Genomic DNA, 15667 nt, shown 5'->3' with positions numbered 1-15667 from the left:
GGCTAAACCTTGAAGCGGCTAACCCCGCTGCGCAGATTGTTGGCCACATCGCTCATGTTCTCAACAGCCATGCCGGCCTGGTGCAGTGACTCCACGGTTTGGCCACTGGCTTCGGTCAGTTGGCTCAATGCCTGCTCAATTTGCTCGGCCCCGCTGGACTGGGTTTGCATGCCTTCGCTGACCTGTTGCATCTGCGGGGCCAGAACCTGAACTTCGTGGATGATCTGTGACAGCTGGTCGCCAACTTGGGACATTTCAGTATTGCCGCGGCGCATCTCTTCGGAGAATTTTTCCATGCCCATAACGCCTGCAGACACGGCAGACTGAATTTCGCGCACCATCTGTTCAATATCGTAGGTGGCAACCGCCGTCTGGTCCGCCAGGCGGCGTACTTCAGTGGCTACCACGCCAAATCCGCGGCCATATTCGCCCGCTTTCTCGGCTTCGATCGCAGCATTGAGAGACAGCAGATTGGTTTGGTCAGCGACTTTGACGATGGTGGTAACGACTTGGTTGATGCCACCAGCCTTTTCGTTAAGCAGGGCGAGTTTGGCGTTGACCATTTCGGAGGCACTGGTCAACTCCTGCATCACCTCTGCCATGCGTACCACGCCTCGGTGGCCAGATCCGGCCAGCGCTGCCGTTTGCTCGGAGTGGGCCGAGACATCACCCATGGTGCGCACCAGCTCACGAGAGGTCGCGGCAATCTGGCGCGAAGTTGCGCCAATTTCGCTGGTGGTCGCAGCCGTTTCCGTGACGGTAGCTTGTTGTTGCTTGGTGGTTGCTGCGATCTCAGTGATGGACGTTGTCAGCTGTACCGATGAACGCTGCGCTTGTACAACCAGTTCGCGAAGCGAGGTGACCATGCCATTGAAGCCTGCCTCAATGGCAGCGAATTCATCGCTACGGTTCAGACTCAGCTTGCTCGAAAGGTCGCCCGTACCCAGCGTTTTCATGGCCGCCAAGGTTGCTTGAATAGGACGTAGTATCGAGCGGTGCAAGAGCAGGCCGCAAATGATGGCCAGCGCCAGAGCCAGCACCAGCGCACCGACTGCCAAGCGTTTGTTGGAGCTTGCGATTTCTTGAATCGTCTGCATGTCCTCCACCACGGCATGTTGGTTCAAGTCAACGATGTTGCTGACCTGCTCCTGCGCCTTGCGCCATTGCGGCAGCATTTGCCCGCTGCGCAACTGCGCAGCTTCAGCGACCTGGCCACGCTCCAAAATCTCAACCAGCAGATGCGTATTTTTCTGATACGCCTCACGTGTGCGTGCGAATTCTGCGGTCGCATCGCGATCCTCCTGGCGGGTGATGGTGTTGAGATAGTTGGCGTAACCCTTGTCCAAACGGGCTTCGATCGCGCTCAACTGTGCCTTGTTTTCAGCGAGTACATCGCTGCTGCGACCGGCATTCGCTTCCGCATCCCGCAGTAGATTGAGCGTCTGGTAGAAATGGAGGGTCAAATCTTGGCGCATCTGGCCAGCGAATCCCATGCCCGCGAGGTCGGAGGAGAGAACATCGGCAGCCCGCTCGTAGTTCGAATCCGCACGCATATAAAAGGTGGCGGACATCCCGAACATCACCGCAATAATTAGTGCAAAACTGGCGGAGATTTGCTGACTGACTGTTAAGCCTCTCATCGTATGTCTTTCTATAGAACGTACTCAAATTGTATTGCTTTGTGCACTCCAAATCACATTTAATTACCGGGCGTGCTGCTGTTGCCGAGCGCTGTTTGAGGCTGAAATCCAGCTAGGTCGTTGCGCTGCGCAGGCCGTCCTGCTCTCTGTAGATCCTTCGTAATCTTGCGAGAGTGCAAGCCCAAAGTCCCTTTGCTTAATTGTTCTTTGTTCGCCTCAAATCTATAAACAGACACAACGGGTATGCGGCAAGCTATCAGATAGATGCTAGGTCGATGAGGATATCTATCGTGCGAATCTGGCGATTGGCTGGCACCAACGGTTCTGGCCTGACCAGGGGCCGTCCAGCAGAAGCCAATCCAGTCCCCAAGGACCCTGCTGGCGTTCCGCAGACTTTCAAAGCGGTGTCTGTGCACGCATTGTTGCTTCAGCGTTCGGGTCACGCGTTCGGCCATGCCGTTTTGCTGCTCTTGGGCATCGTCCATCCATCTTGAAAAACATGGACATGTTTTTGCCCCAAGCCCGAATGGGATGTCAAACCATGACTCTAGGTGACTCGTCAGGGGACATGGGGGACATTGGCGTCCGTTCGCATTCAAGCCCGCAACGCAGTGCCCAAGCTATGCAAACCCTGGCTGCACTGCCGCAAGTGCGCCTGCATCTGCGCGACGGGCAGCACCATCGGCTCCAGTGCATGGCTGCACGTATCAACCGCTGCAGCAAAAGCCATCTCCAGCTGCTCACGCACAGCGTTTTGCAAAGTCGCGTAAAGGGCATCAGGGCCTGCAATGCCCGCTGGCAGCGCCACGGCAGCTACTCCTGCTGGCAGCGCAGGCAGTACATAGCCAGCGAGATGGCTGCGCAGCTGTTCCGTAATCTCACCTCGCAGCAGCGCATCAACCTGGGCGCACAACACAGGCAACTGCTCCGCATACCGCTCCAGCAACCCAGGCAGCGCAGGAATGGTCTGGCGCCATGCGGCGCGCAACATGGCAGCCTTGCTGTGTTGCAGCCGCTCCTGCTCTTGGGCCAACGCTATCTGCAGGCGCTGCAGCTGGGGCAGCAGTTCCGCGTCTATAGCGCCTTGCACGTTTTCTTCCAGGTGGTGCAGCAGCACCTCGCCTGGTTTGCGCTGCTTGTAAGCCTGCGCGGGGGCCAGTACCTCGGTGATGGCGGCATAGAGGCGGAGCAGGCCGGCGTCGGCCAGCGCGTCGGGGCCTGGCTGGCTGCGGGCGGCGTGGACGGAGATGGAGACGGGGTCTTTCAGCACCGACAGATCGATGCCCAGCTGGCGCAGTTTGCCCTGGGCGCGTGCCTGCACGTCGGCCTCTTGCAGCGTGCGGTTGGCTTCGGTTTTGTTGCGCAGGCATTTTTGGATTTCGCCATCGATCTCGTCTTCTTCGATCAGATCGCTGCGGGTGATCACCGGCAGCAGGGGCTTGTTGCGGCGCAGCTCGCGGGCGAGTTCATCCAGCTCTTGCACCTGGCCGGGGGAGGTGGAGCTGCTGAGCCAGAGCAGGCCATCGGCGCTTTCGGTAAAGCGCTGGGTGAGGGCGGCGTTCTCGGGTGTGACGGAGTGCAGGCCGGGGGTGTCCAGCAGTACCAGGCCGGTGCCCAGGCACAGGCCTTGCAGCCGTGCTGTGGTTTCAGTGGCGCCTTCGCGCAAGGGCTCGTCGCTCTCCACCATGGCACCGTTTGCCAGGTGGAAGAAGCGCACCGGCTGGTCCTGGGCGGCAAAGCGCTCGGCCAGAAAGTTGCACAGCGAGCTTTTGCCGGCATTGAATTTGCCAAACACCAGCAGGATCACGCGCTGCTCAAAGTCTTGGGCCAGGCTGCGCGCGGGCTGCAGGCTGGCCCATTGCTGCGCCCAGCGCGTCTGCAGATCCTGGCATTGCTGATCGATGGCTTGGGCTTGCTGGGCCATCGGGTGGCCGGCCTGCAAGCCCGGGGCGGGTGCCAGCACGGTGCCCAGGCCCTGCTGCAGCGTGGCCTGCCAGGCTTGCAACTGCAGCAAGCGCGAATGCAGCTGCGCCAGCGCGGCCTGGTCGGCTGCGGTGGCGCTAGCGCCCGCATGGGCCAGAAATGGCTGCTCGCCGGCCATCGCATTCATGCGGGGGTCTCCAGCGCTTCCAGCGCGCTGAAGGCGGCTAATGCCTGGGCGCTGGCCTGTACCTGGGCCTCTTGGTTGGCAATACGCTGGACGAGTGCCTGGTGGTCGGCCGACAGCTCAAAGTAGCGCGTAAAGGACTGCGCCAGTGCGCTGCGCCCGGCGGCCTCGCAAAACAGGCGGCGCAGGTCTTGGCGGTATTTCACCGAGACGCCCATGACGGCGACCATCACGCTGTCCAGGCTCTTGACCTGGGTCTGCTGCGCCAGCGGCAGCTCCACCACGCCGTGCTTGGTCAAGATGGCGCTGATGCAGATGCAGGCCTTGGAGTAGGCGACCTGCAGGCGGTTGCGCTCCAGCTTGCCGGGCGTCATCTTGAACTGGTCGGCAAAGCTATCGGGCGTGAGCGAATGGTCCGGCCCCGGCACATCGAGCACGGCCTGGATGTCGCGGCCGGTCTTGTCTTGCACAGCGGCCAGGTCCTGCGCAAAGCGCTGGCCTTGATCAGTTTGCAGCTGGTGCAGCTGGGCCAGGCCCTGTTGGCGCTCGGCATGCAGGGCCTGGAGCTGCGCGCGTATCTCCTGCAGCAGCAGGGCTTTCTCATAGCTGCGCGCCTGGGGCACCTGGGCGAGGGCCAGCTTCAGGGATTGCTGCAGCGCCGGGATGCCGCTTTTCTGCAGCAGCAGCTGTTTGGCACCATCCACGCCCTGGCGGTAGCGGGTGGAGGATACGGCCAGCCACATCTGGCCGGATGCCTGCGCGGCGATGGCACCGCTCACCTGCTGCTGGGCGGCGTCGTCGGCCAGCTGGTCGATCTGGGTGAGCACGCACAGCGTTTGGCGGCGGGTGCGCTCGGCATCGGCGTGCAGGGCTAGCAGCAGGCTGCGCTCGCAGGCATCGAGTTCGCCTTCCTTGGCGGCATGCACAAACAGGCGGATGTCGGACTCCAGCCAGGTGGCGCGGTGCGCGTGGTCGTCATCGGCCTGGTCCACATCGGCATCCAGCCCCGGCGCATCGAGCCAGCGCACCTGCTCATGCACATGGCTGGACAGGGCCACGGTCTCGCGCCGGTCGGCCACGGCAAAGCTGGGGCTGCCAATCAGCTCATTGAGCAGGCGGCTTTTGCCGTGGTTGTACTTGCCCACCACGGTGACCACGGGCTGCAGGCCGGCCTCGGCCAGCACGCGCAGGCGCGCCAGATCCTGCCTGCGCTGGGGCAGCACGGCGCCAATGGCGTGCTCGGCGTGGCTGCGGGTGTCGTTGAGGTTCATGGTTCAGACCTGGTTATCCGTTGACAGGCTGTGCCCAGCCTGGTGCCTGCATGGTGTCTGCCTGGTGGTACGGCATCAATCCAGGCGAATGCCGCGCGCCTTGATCAGCGTGCCCCAACGCGCCAGCTCCTGCTGCAAATGCGTGGCGAGTGCCTGGGGCGTGCTGCCAATCGGCTCGGCACCTACGCTTTCGAGCTTTTTGAGGGTATCGGGCTGCTGCATCGCGCCGTTGAGCACCTGGTTGAGCCGGGCCACCACGGCGGGTGGCGTGCCCGCCGGTGCAAACACCGCAAACCAGGGCGATACCTCGTAGCCGGGCAGACCGGCTTCGGCAACCGTGGGCACATCGGGCAATGCGGAGGAGCGCTTGGCCGTGGTCACCCCCAGCGCGCGCAGCTTGCCCGATTGGATATGGGGCCGCGCCGAGGTGATGCTGTCAAACATCAGATCGACCTGGCCGCCCAGCATGTCGGTGATGGCCGGGCCACTGCCTTTGTAGGGCACATGCATCAGCTCCACCCCGGCGGTGGAGGCAAACACCTCGCCTGCCAGATGGATGGAGGTGCCGTTGCCAGCGGATGCATAGCTGAGCTTGCCGGGGTTGCGGCGCGCATGGGCCAGCACATCCTGCACCGATTGGTCCGGGCTGCGGGCGGCATTCACCACCAGCACATTGGGCACCACCGCCAGCAGGCTGATGGGCGCAAAGTCCTTGACCGGGTCATAGGACAGCTTGGCGTACAGCGCCGGGTTGGTGGCCATGCCGATCGAGGTGATCATGATCGTGTAGCCGTCGGCAGGCTGCTTGGCGACATAGTCGGCGCCAATATTGCCGCCCGCGCCGGGCCGGTTCTCGACCACAAAGGGCTGGCCCAGCGTGCGCGCGGCGCGGTCACCCAGTGTCCGGGCAATCACATCCATCGCGCCACCTGGCGGAAAGGGCACCACCCATTTGATGGGCTTGGCCGGCCAGGCCGCATCGGGTTGCGCCATCGCAGCACCTGGCAAGGCCAGGGCCGCCAGCAGCAGGGCTAGGGTTCGCCGTTGCATCGTCATCGTAGGTTTGCCTGTCTGCTTATCGGATGGAAGAGGGGTGCTGGGCCAGTGGCGTCACCGTGATCCGCATGTACGGGAACAGTGGCAGCTGGCTCAGGGTCTCGTGCAGCGCGTCATTGCTGACCACATCGAAGACGCTGTAGTTGGCATACTCGCCCACCACGCGCCACAGGTGCGGCCATTGTCCGGATGCCTGCAGTTGCTGCGAATAGGATTTTTCCGCAGCCTTGATGCGCGCAGCCTCGTCGGCGGGCACGCTGGCGGGGATGTTGACGACCATATGGACAAGATAGAGCATGGGTTTTTTCCTGAAGCGGGATCAGAGGGCAGGGCGAACGGCAGCCACGGAGACACTGAGCGCCTCCTGCTTGCCACGGTAGGAGAGGATGAAGAAGCCGATGGCGAGCGCAGCCACCAGGCCGGGCACGGCAAACACCAGGAAGTTCATGTGCAGCGGCAGGGCTGCGGCCATCAGCCAGCCGCCCAGCAGCGGACCCACAATGGCGCCCGTGCGCCCCACCCCCGAGGCCCAGCCCAGCCCGGTGGAGCGGATGGCCTGCGGGTAGAACTGCGCCGTGTTGGCATACAGCAGGATCTGCGTGCCGATGGTGGTAGCGCCGGCAATGGCAATCAGCAGGTAGAGCACGGGCATGGGGCTGTTGATGCCCAGCAGCGCGATGGCCACGGTGCCCAGCGCAAAGAAGGCCAGCACCACCTTGGGCAGGCTAAAGCGGTCACCCAGCCAGCCGCCGGCAATGGCGCCGACGACGCCGCCAAAGTTCAGCATCAGCAGGAACGACAGGCTCGATCCCAGGCTGTAGCCGGCCGTCGCCATCAGCTTGGGCAGCCAGGAGCCCAGCGCATACACCATCAGCAGGCAGCAGAAGAAGGACAGCCAGATCATGAAGGTGCCCATCGCGCGGCCCTTCAAGAACAGATCGAGCATGGGCACGCCGGCGCCCTTGGCATCCGTCTGCATCAGTTGCACATCACTGCCCATGGCCACATCGGGCGCGACCTGGGACAGCATCTGGCGTGCCTTGGCCTGCTGGCCCTGGCGCAGCAAAAAGCCGACCGACTCGGGCAGCTTCCACAAGATAAGGGGCAGCAGCACCAGGGGCAGGGCTGCGGCAAAGAACATGGACTGCCAGCCAAAGCGCGGCAGCATATAGATGCCCAGGCCCGCGCAGAGCACGCCGCCCAGCGAGTAGCCGCTGAACATCAGCGCCACCAGGGTGCTGCGGGCGCGTTTGGGGGCGTACTCGTTGATCAAGGCCACGGCATTGGGCATCAGGCCGCCGCAGCCCAGGCCGGCGATAAAGCGGAAGATGCCAAACTCGGTCGGCGTGGTGGCAAAGCCGCTCATAAAGGTGGCGATGCTGAACAGCACAAAGCTGATGGCCACGCCCTTTTTGCGGCCGATGCGGTCGGCCAGCGGGCCAAAGATAAAGGCGCCAAACATCATGCCGAACAGCGCATAGCTGCCCAAGGCGCCAGCCTGCACGGGTGACAGCCCCCACTCCTTCATCAGCACCGGCAGCACGGCGCCGAAGATGAATAGGTCATAGCCGTCAAACACCAGCAGCAGGCCGCATAGCAAGGTCACCATCCAGTGGAAGCGCGTAAAGCGGGCGTTGTCTATGACTTGATTGACATCCAAGGTTTTCATCTCTGTCTCCTTTTATAAGGGCTGGGTTGTTCAGCCCGGTTTGGCTTCATGGGCCGGTATTACTGCAATGGCCTTGATCTCCACGATGTAGCCGGGCACGCCGCCCAGCATGTGTGCACCCACCGCCGTCCATGCCGCATGCAGTGCTGCACTGGCGCGGGCTGTACTTTTTTATGAGTGGGCAGGGCGGTTGGCGGCGGGGGAGCGCTCAGCCGTTGTCGCCACCGGCCACGGGCAGTACCGCCCCGGTGATATAGGCCGCCTCGTCGGAGGCCAGAAACAGGATCGGGCCGATCTGGTCATCGAGGCTGCCGTAGCGCTTGAAGTAGTTCGACTCGGTCACCTGCTGCACGGCCTCGCGCATCCAGGTCTGCTCCTGCGGGCTGTCGCCCGCGGCATTGCGCGGCACACGCCGGGGTGGCGCGTTGGTGCCGCCGGGGGCAGAGGCGACGACGCGGATGTTCTGCGGCGCGTATTCCATCGCCAGCGATTGCGTCAAGGCATTGACGCCGCCCTTGGCCGCCGAGTACGGCACCCGGCGAATGCCCCGCGTGGCGTTGGACGACACATTGACGATGCTCCCGCCGCCGCGCGCCAGCAGGTGCGGCAGCACGGCATGGCAGGCATACAAGGTGGGCATCAGCGAGCGGCGGATTTCCGCATCGATCTGCGCGGGCTCGAACTCGGCAAAGGGGCGCATGCGGATGGCGCCGCCCACACCGTTGACGAGGATGTCGATACCGCCAAACAGCTCGGCGGCCCGGGCCATCGCAGCGTGCGCGCCCTCGTAGGTTTCCAGGTCGGCGACCAGGCCGGCCGCGTTGGGGCTGCCGGCCTCGGCCGCCACCTCGGCAATAAAGTCGGCCCGGTCGACAAACAGCACTTTGGCGCCTTCGGCCACGGCGCGCAGCGCCACGCCCCGGCCAATGCCCTGGGCCGCGCCGGTGACGACCATCACCTTGCCGGCAAAGCGTTGGGTGCTTGCGGGGTGCAGGGGCGCGTTCATGCCAGGGCCTCCGCCACGGCGGCTACCGGCTGGGTGGGCGTGAACTTTTCGTAATGGAAGTTGGCGGGCACTATGCCTTCGGCCTGGAAGTGCTTTTGCACCGCATCCACCATGGGCGGCGGGCCGCAGAGGTAGACATCCACATTGCCCCCATGCAGCGCCTGGGCGGGCAGGTGGTGGGTGACATAGCCCTGGCGTTCATGCGCGGTTTGCGCATCGGCCACGCAGGTGCTGAAGCTAAAGCCCGGGATCTGCAGCGCATAGGCCTGCAGGCGCTCGACCAGCACCAGGTCCGCATCGCGGGTGACGCCATAGACCATGTGGATGGGATGGTTGCAGCCCTCACAGGCCAGCACTTCGAGCATCGACAGAAAGGGCGCCAGGCCCGTGCCGCCCGCCAGAAACAGCAGCGGCCGCGTGACTGCACGCAGGTAAAAGCTGCCCAGCGGCCCGGTCATCTGCACCGGCTCGCCCTGGCTGGCGCCCTGGAGCCAGCTGCTCATCAGGCCCCCGGGCACCTGCTTGATCAGAAAGGCCATGCGGCCATCGCCGGGTGCGGAGCTGAACGAGTAGGAGCGGTGCTGGCTGCTGCCCGGCACGCCAATATTGACGTATTGGCCCGGCAGAAAGGCGGGCGCGGCGTCTGCCACATCCAGCACCAGTTCATAGGCCGCGTCGCCAAAGGGCTGCACCTGGCTGACCGTGGCGCTGAACTGGCCGGTGCCCGTCTTGCAGGCGGTCGACGGCAGGGGCACGGCGATCACGCAGTCCGACTGCGGCACCATCTGGCAGGTCAGCACCAGGCCTTGGCCGGCTTCGTCCTCGGTCAGTGCGTCATCGATGTAGTCGTCGCCCAGGTCGTAGCTGCCGCTTTCGGCCTTGCACTTGCAGGTGCCGCAGACGCCGTCGGAGCAGTCCATCGGCAGGTTGATGCGGTTGCGGAAGGCGGCGTCCAGCACCTTTTCGTGGGCGCCGCAGTCCACAAAGCGGGTGACCCCGTCCTCAAAGTTCAGGGCAATGCGATAGCTGTTCATGGTGGTCTCCTGGCGTGTCAGATGTGGTAGACATCAATGACCTGGCGGATGTAGTCGTTCTTGAGGACGATCTTCTTGCGGGCGATGAGGAAGCTGTCATCTACTTTGCGCAGGGTCAGAAAGACCGTGCCGAAGAAGTGATCGGTCTGCTTGTAGCGGTGGCTGAGCGTGTGAAAGTTGTAGCGCAGCTCCACCGTATCGGCCCGCTCTGCCAGCACTTCCACATTGGTGATCATGTGGTTGGTGCGCGGCTCGGGCATCGAGGCACTGGAGCGCTCGGTCTTGATGCGAAAGACCCGGTCTTCCAGCCCGTTGCGGTTGGGGTAGTAGATCAGCGAGATCTGGCTGTGCGGGTCGTCGGTGAGCTGGTCATCGTCGTCCCAGGCGGGCATCCAGTACTCGGCGTCAGACGCGTAGAGTGCCAGCCAGGGCTCCCATTCGCGGTCGTCCAGGTAGCGCGCCTCGCGGTACAGAAAGGCGCAGATGGCGCGGTGGTCCGCCGCGTTGCTGTGGCTGCCCGTGCTCATGGCTGGGCTCCTGCGCGCTCTTGCTGCACGGCTTGGCGCATGGTCTTGGCCCAGTAGTCGTGCTGGCAGACAAACAGGCCCTCGTCCTCGCTGCGCTCGCCGCTGAGCAAGGGGCTCATTCCCATCTTCTTGGCGTTCTCGTCGGGGCCCTCGATCCACAGTGGCGCGCCCCGGCTCATGTCGTTCCAGCGCACTGCGCTGCCGGCGTAGCCCGCCTGGCAGGCGCGGAACTCTTCCAGGTCGTCTGCCGTGCCCATGCCCGAGACGTTGAAGAAATCCTCGTACTGGCGGATGCGGGTGGCGCGGTCTTGCGCGCTCTCGCCCTTGGGGCCAAAGCAGAAGATGCTGATCTCCGTCTGGTTCACGTTCAGGGGGCGGGCCACGCGGATCTGGGTGCCGAACTGGTCCATCAGAAACACATTGGGGTAGAGGCAGAGGTTGCGCGTCTGGCGCACGATGAAGTCGGCGCGCTCCTGGCCCACGCGCTGGGCCAGCTCTTCGCGCTGGTTCCAGATCGGGCGCACCTCGGGGTTCAGGGTGTTGGTCCACAGCAGGATGTGGCCGTTCTCAAAGCCATAGACGCCAGCGACCGACTTGCTCCAGTTGTTGGCATCGGTGGCCTTGGTGCCTTCGGCATTGCGGCGGCTCATGGTGGCGGCATAGTTCCAGTGCACGGAGCTGACGTGGTAGCCGTCGCAGCCGTTTTCCATCTGCATCTTCCAGTTGCCGTCATAGATGTAGCTGGAGTTGCCGCGCAGCACTTCCAGGCCGCCGGGCGCCTGGTCCACGATCTGGTCGATGATGACCCGGGTCTCGCCCAGGTAGTCTTCCAGCGGCTGCACATCGGCGTTCAGGCTGCCAAACAGAAAGCCCCGGTAGTTCTGGAAGCGCGCCACTTTGGTCAGGTCGTGCGAGCCGTTCTTGTTGAAGGAGATCGGGTACTCGGTGGTCTTCTCGTCCTTGACCTTGAGCAGCTTGCCGGCGTTGTTGAAGGTCCAGCCGTGAAAGGGGCAGGTGAAGCTGCCCTTGTTGCCATGCTTTTTGCGGCACAGCATGGCGCCCTTGTGCGCGCAGGCGTTGATCACTGCATGCAATTCGCCTTGCTTGTCGCGGGTGATGATGATGGGCTGGCGGCCGATCGACGTGGTGTAGTAGTCGTTGTTGTCGGGGATCTGGCTCTCGTGCGCCAGGTAGACCCAGTTCGATTCGAACAGGTACTTCATCTCCAGCTCGAACAGCTCGGGGTTGGTGAAGATGTGGCGGCGGCAGCGGAAAATGCCGGCTTCCTTGTCGTCGTGCAGGGCGGTTTCCAGCAGTTGTTCGACGGCGCCGAATTGGTCGGTAGAGGCAATCGTGGTCATGGTGAGGTCTCCTGGGGGTACAGCTCCGCCTCGCAACGCAGAGGGCGGCGCGAAAGGCAAGGGGAGGGGAGGGAGGATGGGGGGCTGGGGCACTGCCTGCTGGGCAGCACCCCGGCCGCGTGGCGTCAGCCGGTCAGGCCGCCAGGCGTGGGCGGTCCACGACCTGGTTGTCGACACCGCCCACCAGCGCGCTGAGCTGGATGTCAAACACGATCTCGGCAAACGGGCCGCTCAGGCCGTGGGCGCGGATGCTGGCCTCGTCGCTGCGCTCGGTCAGCGGGGGCACCAGGCCTTCGCGGGTGGCGTAGGCAAAGTCGTCAAACACCAGCGGGTCGCCGTCGATATTGATCTGCGTGGTGAGCTTGCGGTGGCCATCGGCCGTGACGAAGAAGTGGATGTGCGCCGGGCGGTTGCCGTGGCGGCCCAGCTGGTTGAGCAGGGCCTGGGTGGGGCCATCGGGCGGGCAGCCATAGCCCATGGGTACGATGCTCTGGAATTTATAGCGGCCTTGGGCATCGGCCATGATGGTGCGGCGCATGTTGAACGGCTTTTGCTCGCCGGTGGGGTCAAAGTGCGAGTAAAAGCCCTTGGTGTTGGCATGCCAGACCTCGATCTGCGCACCGGGCAGTGGCTGGCCGTCGGCGCCGTAGACGGTGCCGTGCATGATGAGGGTGTGGCCAGCGGTGTCGCTGCCATCATCCAGGCGGCCAGAGCCTTGGACCACGGGGGCGCCTGCCACATAGAGCGGGCCTTCAATGGTGCGCGGTGTGCCGTTGGCTACGCCCAGTGCGGCGTCTTCGGCATCCATGCGCATGTCAAAGTAGCGGTCCAGCCCCAGGCCGGGCGAGAGCAGGCCTGCCTCGCCGCGCGCGCCGAGCTGGTTCAGGTAGGCAACGCCGGCCCAGTATTCGTCAGACGTGATGTCCAGGTCTTCAATGGCCTTGAACAGATCGGACAGGATGCGGTGGATGATTTGCTTGGTGCGCGGGTTGCCGCCGTCCTGGTTGAGGCCGCTGGCCAGACGCAGAAAATCCTGCACGTCGGGGGTGTTGAAGATAGGGGCGCTCATCGTAGTCTCCTTGTCGTAAATTCTTGGGGTCTATCTGTCTGTCTATCCATCTATCGCCTCAGGCGGCGGCCGGCTCACCGACCGGCACCGTCACGCAGCTGCGGTCCCTGCGGAAGTGCCGCACGCGGTCTTCATCGAGTGTGATGCCCAGGCCGGGGGCGGTGGGCACCGTCAGGTGGAAATCCTTGTACTCCAGCGGCGTAGCCAGTATCTCTTCGGTCAGCAGCAAGGCGCCAAACAGCTCGGTGCCCCATTGCAGCGCGCGGAAGGTGGAAAACGCATGGGCCGAGGCGATGGTGCCCACGCCGCCTTCGAGCATGGTGCCGCCATACAGCTCAATGCCAGCCGCATCGGCAATGGCGGCCACCTGTTGCGCGGCCTGCAGCCCGCCGGACTGCTCGGTTTTGATCGCAAACACATCGGCGCCGGCCACCCTTGCCAATGCCAGCGCCGAGGCCGGCCCGATCAGCGATTCATCGGCCATGATGGCAATCGGGTAGCGGCCTTTGAGGCGGGCCAGCACCTCGGCGCTGGCCACCGGTTGTTCGGCCAGTTCGCAGCCGGCATCGACCAGGCCGGCCAGGCCGTGGTGGGCTTCCAGCTCGCTCCAGGCCATGTTCACATCGACCCGCACCGAGGCCAGATCGCCCAGCGCCTTCTTGATGGCCGCCACGTGGGCCACATCATCGCGCACCGCCTTGCGCCCGATCTTGAGCTTGAAGATCTGGTGGCGGCGCATCTCCAGCATGCGCTGCGCTTCTTCGATGTCGCGGCCGGTGTCGCCTGAGGCCAGCGTCCAGGCGACGGGCAGGCGGTCGCGCAGGCGGCCGCCCAGCAGCTCGGACACGGGCAGGCCGGTGCGCTGGCCCAGCGCATCGAACAGCGCCGTCTCGACCGCGCACTTGGCAAAGCGGTTGTCGCGGATGGCCTGGTTCAGCCGCGCCATCAGCGCGGGCACGCGGTTGGCGTTGGCGCCCACCATCTGCGGCACAAAATAGGTATCGATGGCCAGCTTCATGCCCTCGGGCGATTCGGCGCCATAGGCCAGGCCGCCAATGGTCGTGCCCTCGCCAATGCCTACCGTGCCATCCGAGCAGCGCACGCGCACCAGCATCAAGGTCTGGCCGTTCATCGTGGCCATCGACAGCTTGTGCGGGCGAATGGTGGGCAGATCGACCAGCAAGGTCTCCACCTGTTCGACGACAACGGTGCCTGCTGCCGTATGTGCCGCAGTACGGGCGCTGTCTTGGGGCGGGTGTGTGTTTTGCATGGAGGCTATTGAACGACGCAAGCGGCCCATTGATCCAACACCGAATGGGTCTTGTTTCATACCTTGCAGGTATGGTGCATGGTTTGAGTATTAAAAAACAATGACTTAAAATCACTGCATTCCCATATCTATGGTTTTCCCTTATGGATCTGCGCCATATCCGGTATTTTGTGGCCGTGGCCACTACCCGCAACTTCACCCGTGCGGCTGAGCAAATGCATATTGCGCAGCCGCCGTTCAGCCGCCAGATCCAGCAGCTGGAGGACGAGCTGGGCGTGCAACTGATCCAGCGCAACAGCCGGCCGGTGCGCCTGACCGAGGCCGGGCGCTTGTTCTACGAGCAATCACTGCAGGTGCTGCAGCGGGTGGAACAGATGAAAAGCGCGGCCCGGCAAGTGGGGCTGAACCAGCGGCAGTCCATCTCGATTGCCTATGTGGCCTCCACCTTGTACGGCGGGCTGCCGATGCTGGTGCGCATGTTCCGCAAGCGCTACCCGGACGTGGACGTGCACCTGGTGGACATGGGCTCTATCCAGCAGATCCAGGAGCTGCGCTCCGGCCGCATCGACCTGGGGTTTGGCCGTATCCGCACCAATGACACCTCGGTGGCCCGCACCGTGCTGCGCGAAGAAAAGCTGGTGCTGGCCATTGCGCCGGGCACGCCGCTGGCCGCCGACACCGGCCGCATCCGCCTGCCCGAGCTGGCCGGCCAGCGCCTCATCGTCTACCCCAAGGACCCGCGCCCCAGCTTTGCCGACCATGTGCTGGGCCTGCTGCATGACCAGGGCATACAGCCTGCTGAGGTGCACGAGGTGCGCGAGTTGCAGGCCGGCCTGGGTCTTGTGGCCGCCGAGATGGGCGTCTGCATCGTGCCCTCTGCGGCGCGGCTGCGCTCGGACCTGGTCTACCGGCTGATCGACGATGAGCGCGCCACCTCGCCGATCATCCTGAGCCACCGCGTCAACGATGACTCCTGGTACATCGCGGCGATCAAGGAGCTGACGGCCGAGATGTACGCCCAGAACCCGCCCTGGCTGGATGTGGAAACCAACGCATTCCCAGTGGCAGACAGAGGCGCTTGACCTCGCCCCGTACCGAACTGCCCGCACGCTTGGGGCTGGCAGGCACAAGGCCAAGGCCAGCAGGTGCAGGGTCTGCCCTTGGCGGTGCACAGGATCTATCTGGAGCCATCGCTTAAAGCCCCCAGCGGTGCTCAGCATGTGCCACCATGGCGGCTCCGCGCGCATCTGCGAACCGTCCTCCGAACATAGGGCGGCCATGGCGACGGCGTTCAGCCGCTTGGATTTGAGCGGTAGCAGCAAGGTGAGCGATCCCACCCCCAGGCCCAGCAGCACAAAGACCGCCGAGGCCCCTGCGCGTCGCGCCTGTACGGTGGCTACCACTAGGGACCCTCTGCAAAACTCCCTGCCGTGGTCTGAACGCGGGCTCGGGCGATCCGCTGCGTTGTCTTCCTTGTCAATAGCTCGCTATTGACTGCAAAAGACGCCTTGCGCCTCATCCCGATCCGCGTCCATCCCGCTTGGCGAGGGTTTTGCAGAGGATCCCTAGGTGTGATGTTTCAATAGGTTGTTCAACCGGACAGGTCTGGGAAACTGGAGTTACCACGCTTCAGCAACTCAGAGGAATCCTGCCGGAT

General features: G+C 63.9%; 14 protein-coding genes and 1 pseudogene. 1 reads left to right on the top strand and 14 read right to left on the bottom strand.

Going from position 1 to position 15667, the window contains the following annotated elements:
* Positions 1-2: 2 nt before the first annotated feature.
* From M2375_RS06960 to M2375_RS06895, 14 genes and pseudogenes are all read right to left on the bottom strand, one after another.
* On the bottom strand, positions 3-1640 hold the full coding sequence (locus M2375_RS06960; protein ID WP_259164819.1) for a methyl-accepting chemotaxis protein: 1638 nt from the start codon (positions 1638-1640) through the stop codon (positions 3-5).
* A 59-nt stretch (positions 1641-1699) separates the two neighbouring features.
* The gene (locus M2375_RS06955; RefSeq protein WP_259165324.1) at positions 1700-2095 is read right to left on the bottom strand and encodes a hypothetical protein; all 396 of its coding nucleotides are present in this window, start codon (positions 2093-2095) and stop codon (positions 1700-1702) included.
* A gap of 140 nt (positions 2096-2235) precedes the next feature.
* Complete coding sequence (locus M2375_RS06950; RefSeq protein ID WP_259164818.1) at positions 2236-3750, bottom strand: dynamin family protein; 1515 nt, start codon at positions 3748-3750, stop codon at positions 2236-2238.
* Entirely contained in the window at positions 3747-5018 is a 1272-nt protein-coding gene (locus M2375_RS06945; RefSeq protein ID WP_259164817.1) for a GTPase, read from the bottom strand. Before M2375_RS06945 ends, M2375_RS06950 begins: the two co-directional genes overlap by 4 nt.
* A gap of 75 nt (positions 5019-5093) precedes the next feature.
* On the bottom strand, positions 5094-6074 hold the full coding sequence (locus M2375_RS06940) for a tripartite tricarboxylate transporter substrate binding protein (RefSeq protein ID WP_259164816.1): 981 nt from the start codon (positions 6072-6074) through the stop codon (positions 5094-5096).
* A gap of 19 nt (positions 6075-6093) precedes the next feature.
* On the bottom strand, positions 6094-6372 hold the full coding sequence (catC, locus tag M2375_RS06935; protein WP_259164813.1) for a muconolactone Delta-isomerase: 279 nt from the start codon (positions 6370-6372) through the stop codon (positions 6094-6096).
* A gap of 21 nt (positions 6373-6393) precedes the next feature.
* Positions 6394-7743, bottom strand: a complete 1350-nt coding sequence (locus tag M2375_RS06930; RefSeq protein WP_259164812.1) for an aromatic acid/H+ symport family MFS transporter — start codon at positions 7741-7743, stop codon at positions 6394-6396.
* Positions 7744-7773: 30 nt separating this feature from the next.
* Positions 7774-7878 (bottom strand): annotated as a pseudogene (locus M2375_RS06925) (RidA family protein); the annotation flags it as partial.
* Positions 7879-7951: 73 nt separating this feature from the next.
* The gene (benD, locus tag M2375_RS06920; RefSeq protein WP_259164807.1) at positions 7952-8749 is read right to left on the bottom strand and encodes a benzoate diol dehydrogenase BenD; all 798 of its coding nucleotides are present in this window, start codon (positions 8747-8749) and stop codon (positions 7952-7954) included.
* Entirely contained in the window at positions 8746-9783 is a 1038-nt protein-coding gene (benC, locus tag M2375_RS06915) for a benzoate 1,2-dioxygenase electron transfer component BenC (RefSeq protein ID WP_259164806.1), read from the bottom strand. The genes benD and benC overlap by 4 nt, the downstream gene beginning before the upstream one ends.
* Positions 9784-9800: 17 nt before the next feature.
* Positions 9801-10310 carry a benzoate 1,2-dioxygenase small subunit gene (gene benB, locus M2375_RS06910; RefSeq protein ID WP_259164805.1) on the bottom strand — a complete coding sequence of 170 codons (510 nt, stop codon included), beginning with the start codon at positions 10308-10310 and terminating at the stop codon, positions 9801-9803.
* Positions 10307-11671, bottom strand: coding sequence for a Rieske 2Fe-2S domain-containing protein (locus M2375_RS06905; protein WP_259164804.1), 1365 nt, complete (start codon positions 11669-11671; stop codon positions 10307-10309). The genes benB and M2375_RS06905 overlap by 4 nt, the downstream gene beginning before the upstream one ends.
* Positions 11672-11804: 133 nt before the next feature.
* The gene (gene catA / locus M2375_RS06900) at positions 11805-12740 is read right to left on the bottom strand and encodes a catechol 1,2-dioxygenase (protein WP_259164803.1); all 936 of its coding nucleotides are present in this window, start codon (positions 12738-12740) and stop codon (positions 11805-11807) included.
* Between the two features lie 58 nt (positions 12741-12798).
* Positions 12799-14010 carry a muconate/chloromuconate family cycloisomerase gene (locus M2375_RS06895; RefSeq protein ID WP_259164802.1) on the bottom strand — a complete coding sequence of 404 codons (1212 nt, stop codon included), beginning with the start codon at positions 14008-14010 and terminating at the stop codon, positions 12799-12801.
* A gap of 143 nt (positions 14011-14153) precedes the next feature.
* On the opposite strand from M2375_RS06895, the gene M2375_RS06890 reads away from it, so the two are divergent.
* A complete protein-coding gene (locus M2375_RS06890; RefSeq protein WP_259164801.1) occupies positions 14154-15092 on the top strand; it encodes a LysR family transcriptional regulator in 939 nt (312 codons plus the stop codon).
* The last annotated feature ends 575 nt before the right edge of the window (positions 15093-15667 follow it).

The organism is Comamonas sp. BIGb0152, from assembly GCF_024809975.1.
Classification (GTDB): Bacteria; Pseudomonadota; Gammaproteobacteria; order Burkholderiales; family Burkholderiaceae_C; genus Comamonas.
The sequence above is the reverse complement of the archived record's forward strand: the minus strand, read 5'-3'. Positions and strand labels throughout refer to the sequence as shown.

Coding starts and splice junctions, on each gene's coding strand:
- M2375_RS06905 (WP_259164804.1), bottom strand. CDS start 11,671: ATGACCACGATTGCCTCTACCGACCAATTCGGCGCCGTCGAACAACTG.
- benB (WP_259164805.1), bottom strand. CDS start 10,310: ATGAGCACGGGCAGCCACAGCAACGCGGCGGACCACCGCGCCATCTGC.
- catC (WP_259164813.1), bottom strand. CDS start 6,372: ATGCTCTATCTTGTCCATATGGTCGTCAACATCCCCGCCAGCGTGCCC.
- M2375_RS06960 (WP_259164819.1), bottom strand. CDS start 1,640: ATGAGAGGCTTAACAGTCAGTCAGCAAATCTCCGCCAGTTTTGCACTA.
- M2375_RS06945 (WP_259164817.1), bottom strand. CDS start 5,018: ATGAACCTCAACGACACCCGCAGCCACGCCGAGCACGCCATTGGCGCC.
- catA (WP_259164803.1), bottom strand. CDS start 12,740: ATGAGCGCCCCTATCTTCAACACCCCCGACGTGCAGGATTTTCTGCGT.
- benD (WP_259164807.1), bottom strand. CDS start 8,749: ATGAACGCGCCCCTGCACCCCGCAAGCACCCAACGCTTTGCCGGCAAG.
- M2375_RS06940 (WP_259164816.1), bottom strand. CDS start 6,074: ATGACGATGCAACGGCGAACCCTAGCCCTGCTGCTGGCGGCCCTGGCC.
- M2375_RS06955 (WP_259165324.1), bottom strand. CDS start 2,095: ATGGCCGAACGCGTGACCCGAACGCTGAAGCAACAATGCGTGCACAGA.
- M2375_RS06890 (WP_259164801.1), top strand. CDS start 14,154: ATGGATCTGCGCCATATCCGGTATTTTGTGGCCGTGGCCACTACCCGC.
- M2375_RS06895 (WP_259164802.1), bottom strand. CDS start 14,010: ATGCAAAACACACACCCGCCCCAAGACAGCGCCCGTACTGCGGCACAT.
- M2375_RS06950 (WP_259164818.1), bottom strand. CDS start 3,750: ATGAATGCGATGGCCGGCGAGCAGCCATTTCTGGCCCATGCGGGCGCT.
- M2375_RS06930 (WP_259164812.1), bottom strand. CDS start 7,743: ATGAAAACCTTGGATGTCAATCAAGTCATAGACAACGCCCGCTTTACG.
- benC (WP_259164806.1), bottom strand. CDS start 9,783: ATGAACAGCTATCGCATTGCCCTGAACTTTGAGGACGGGGTCACCCGC.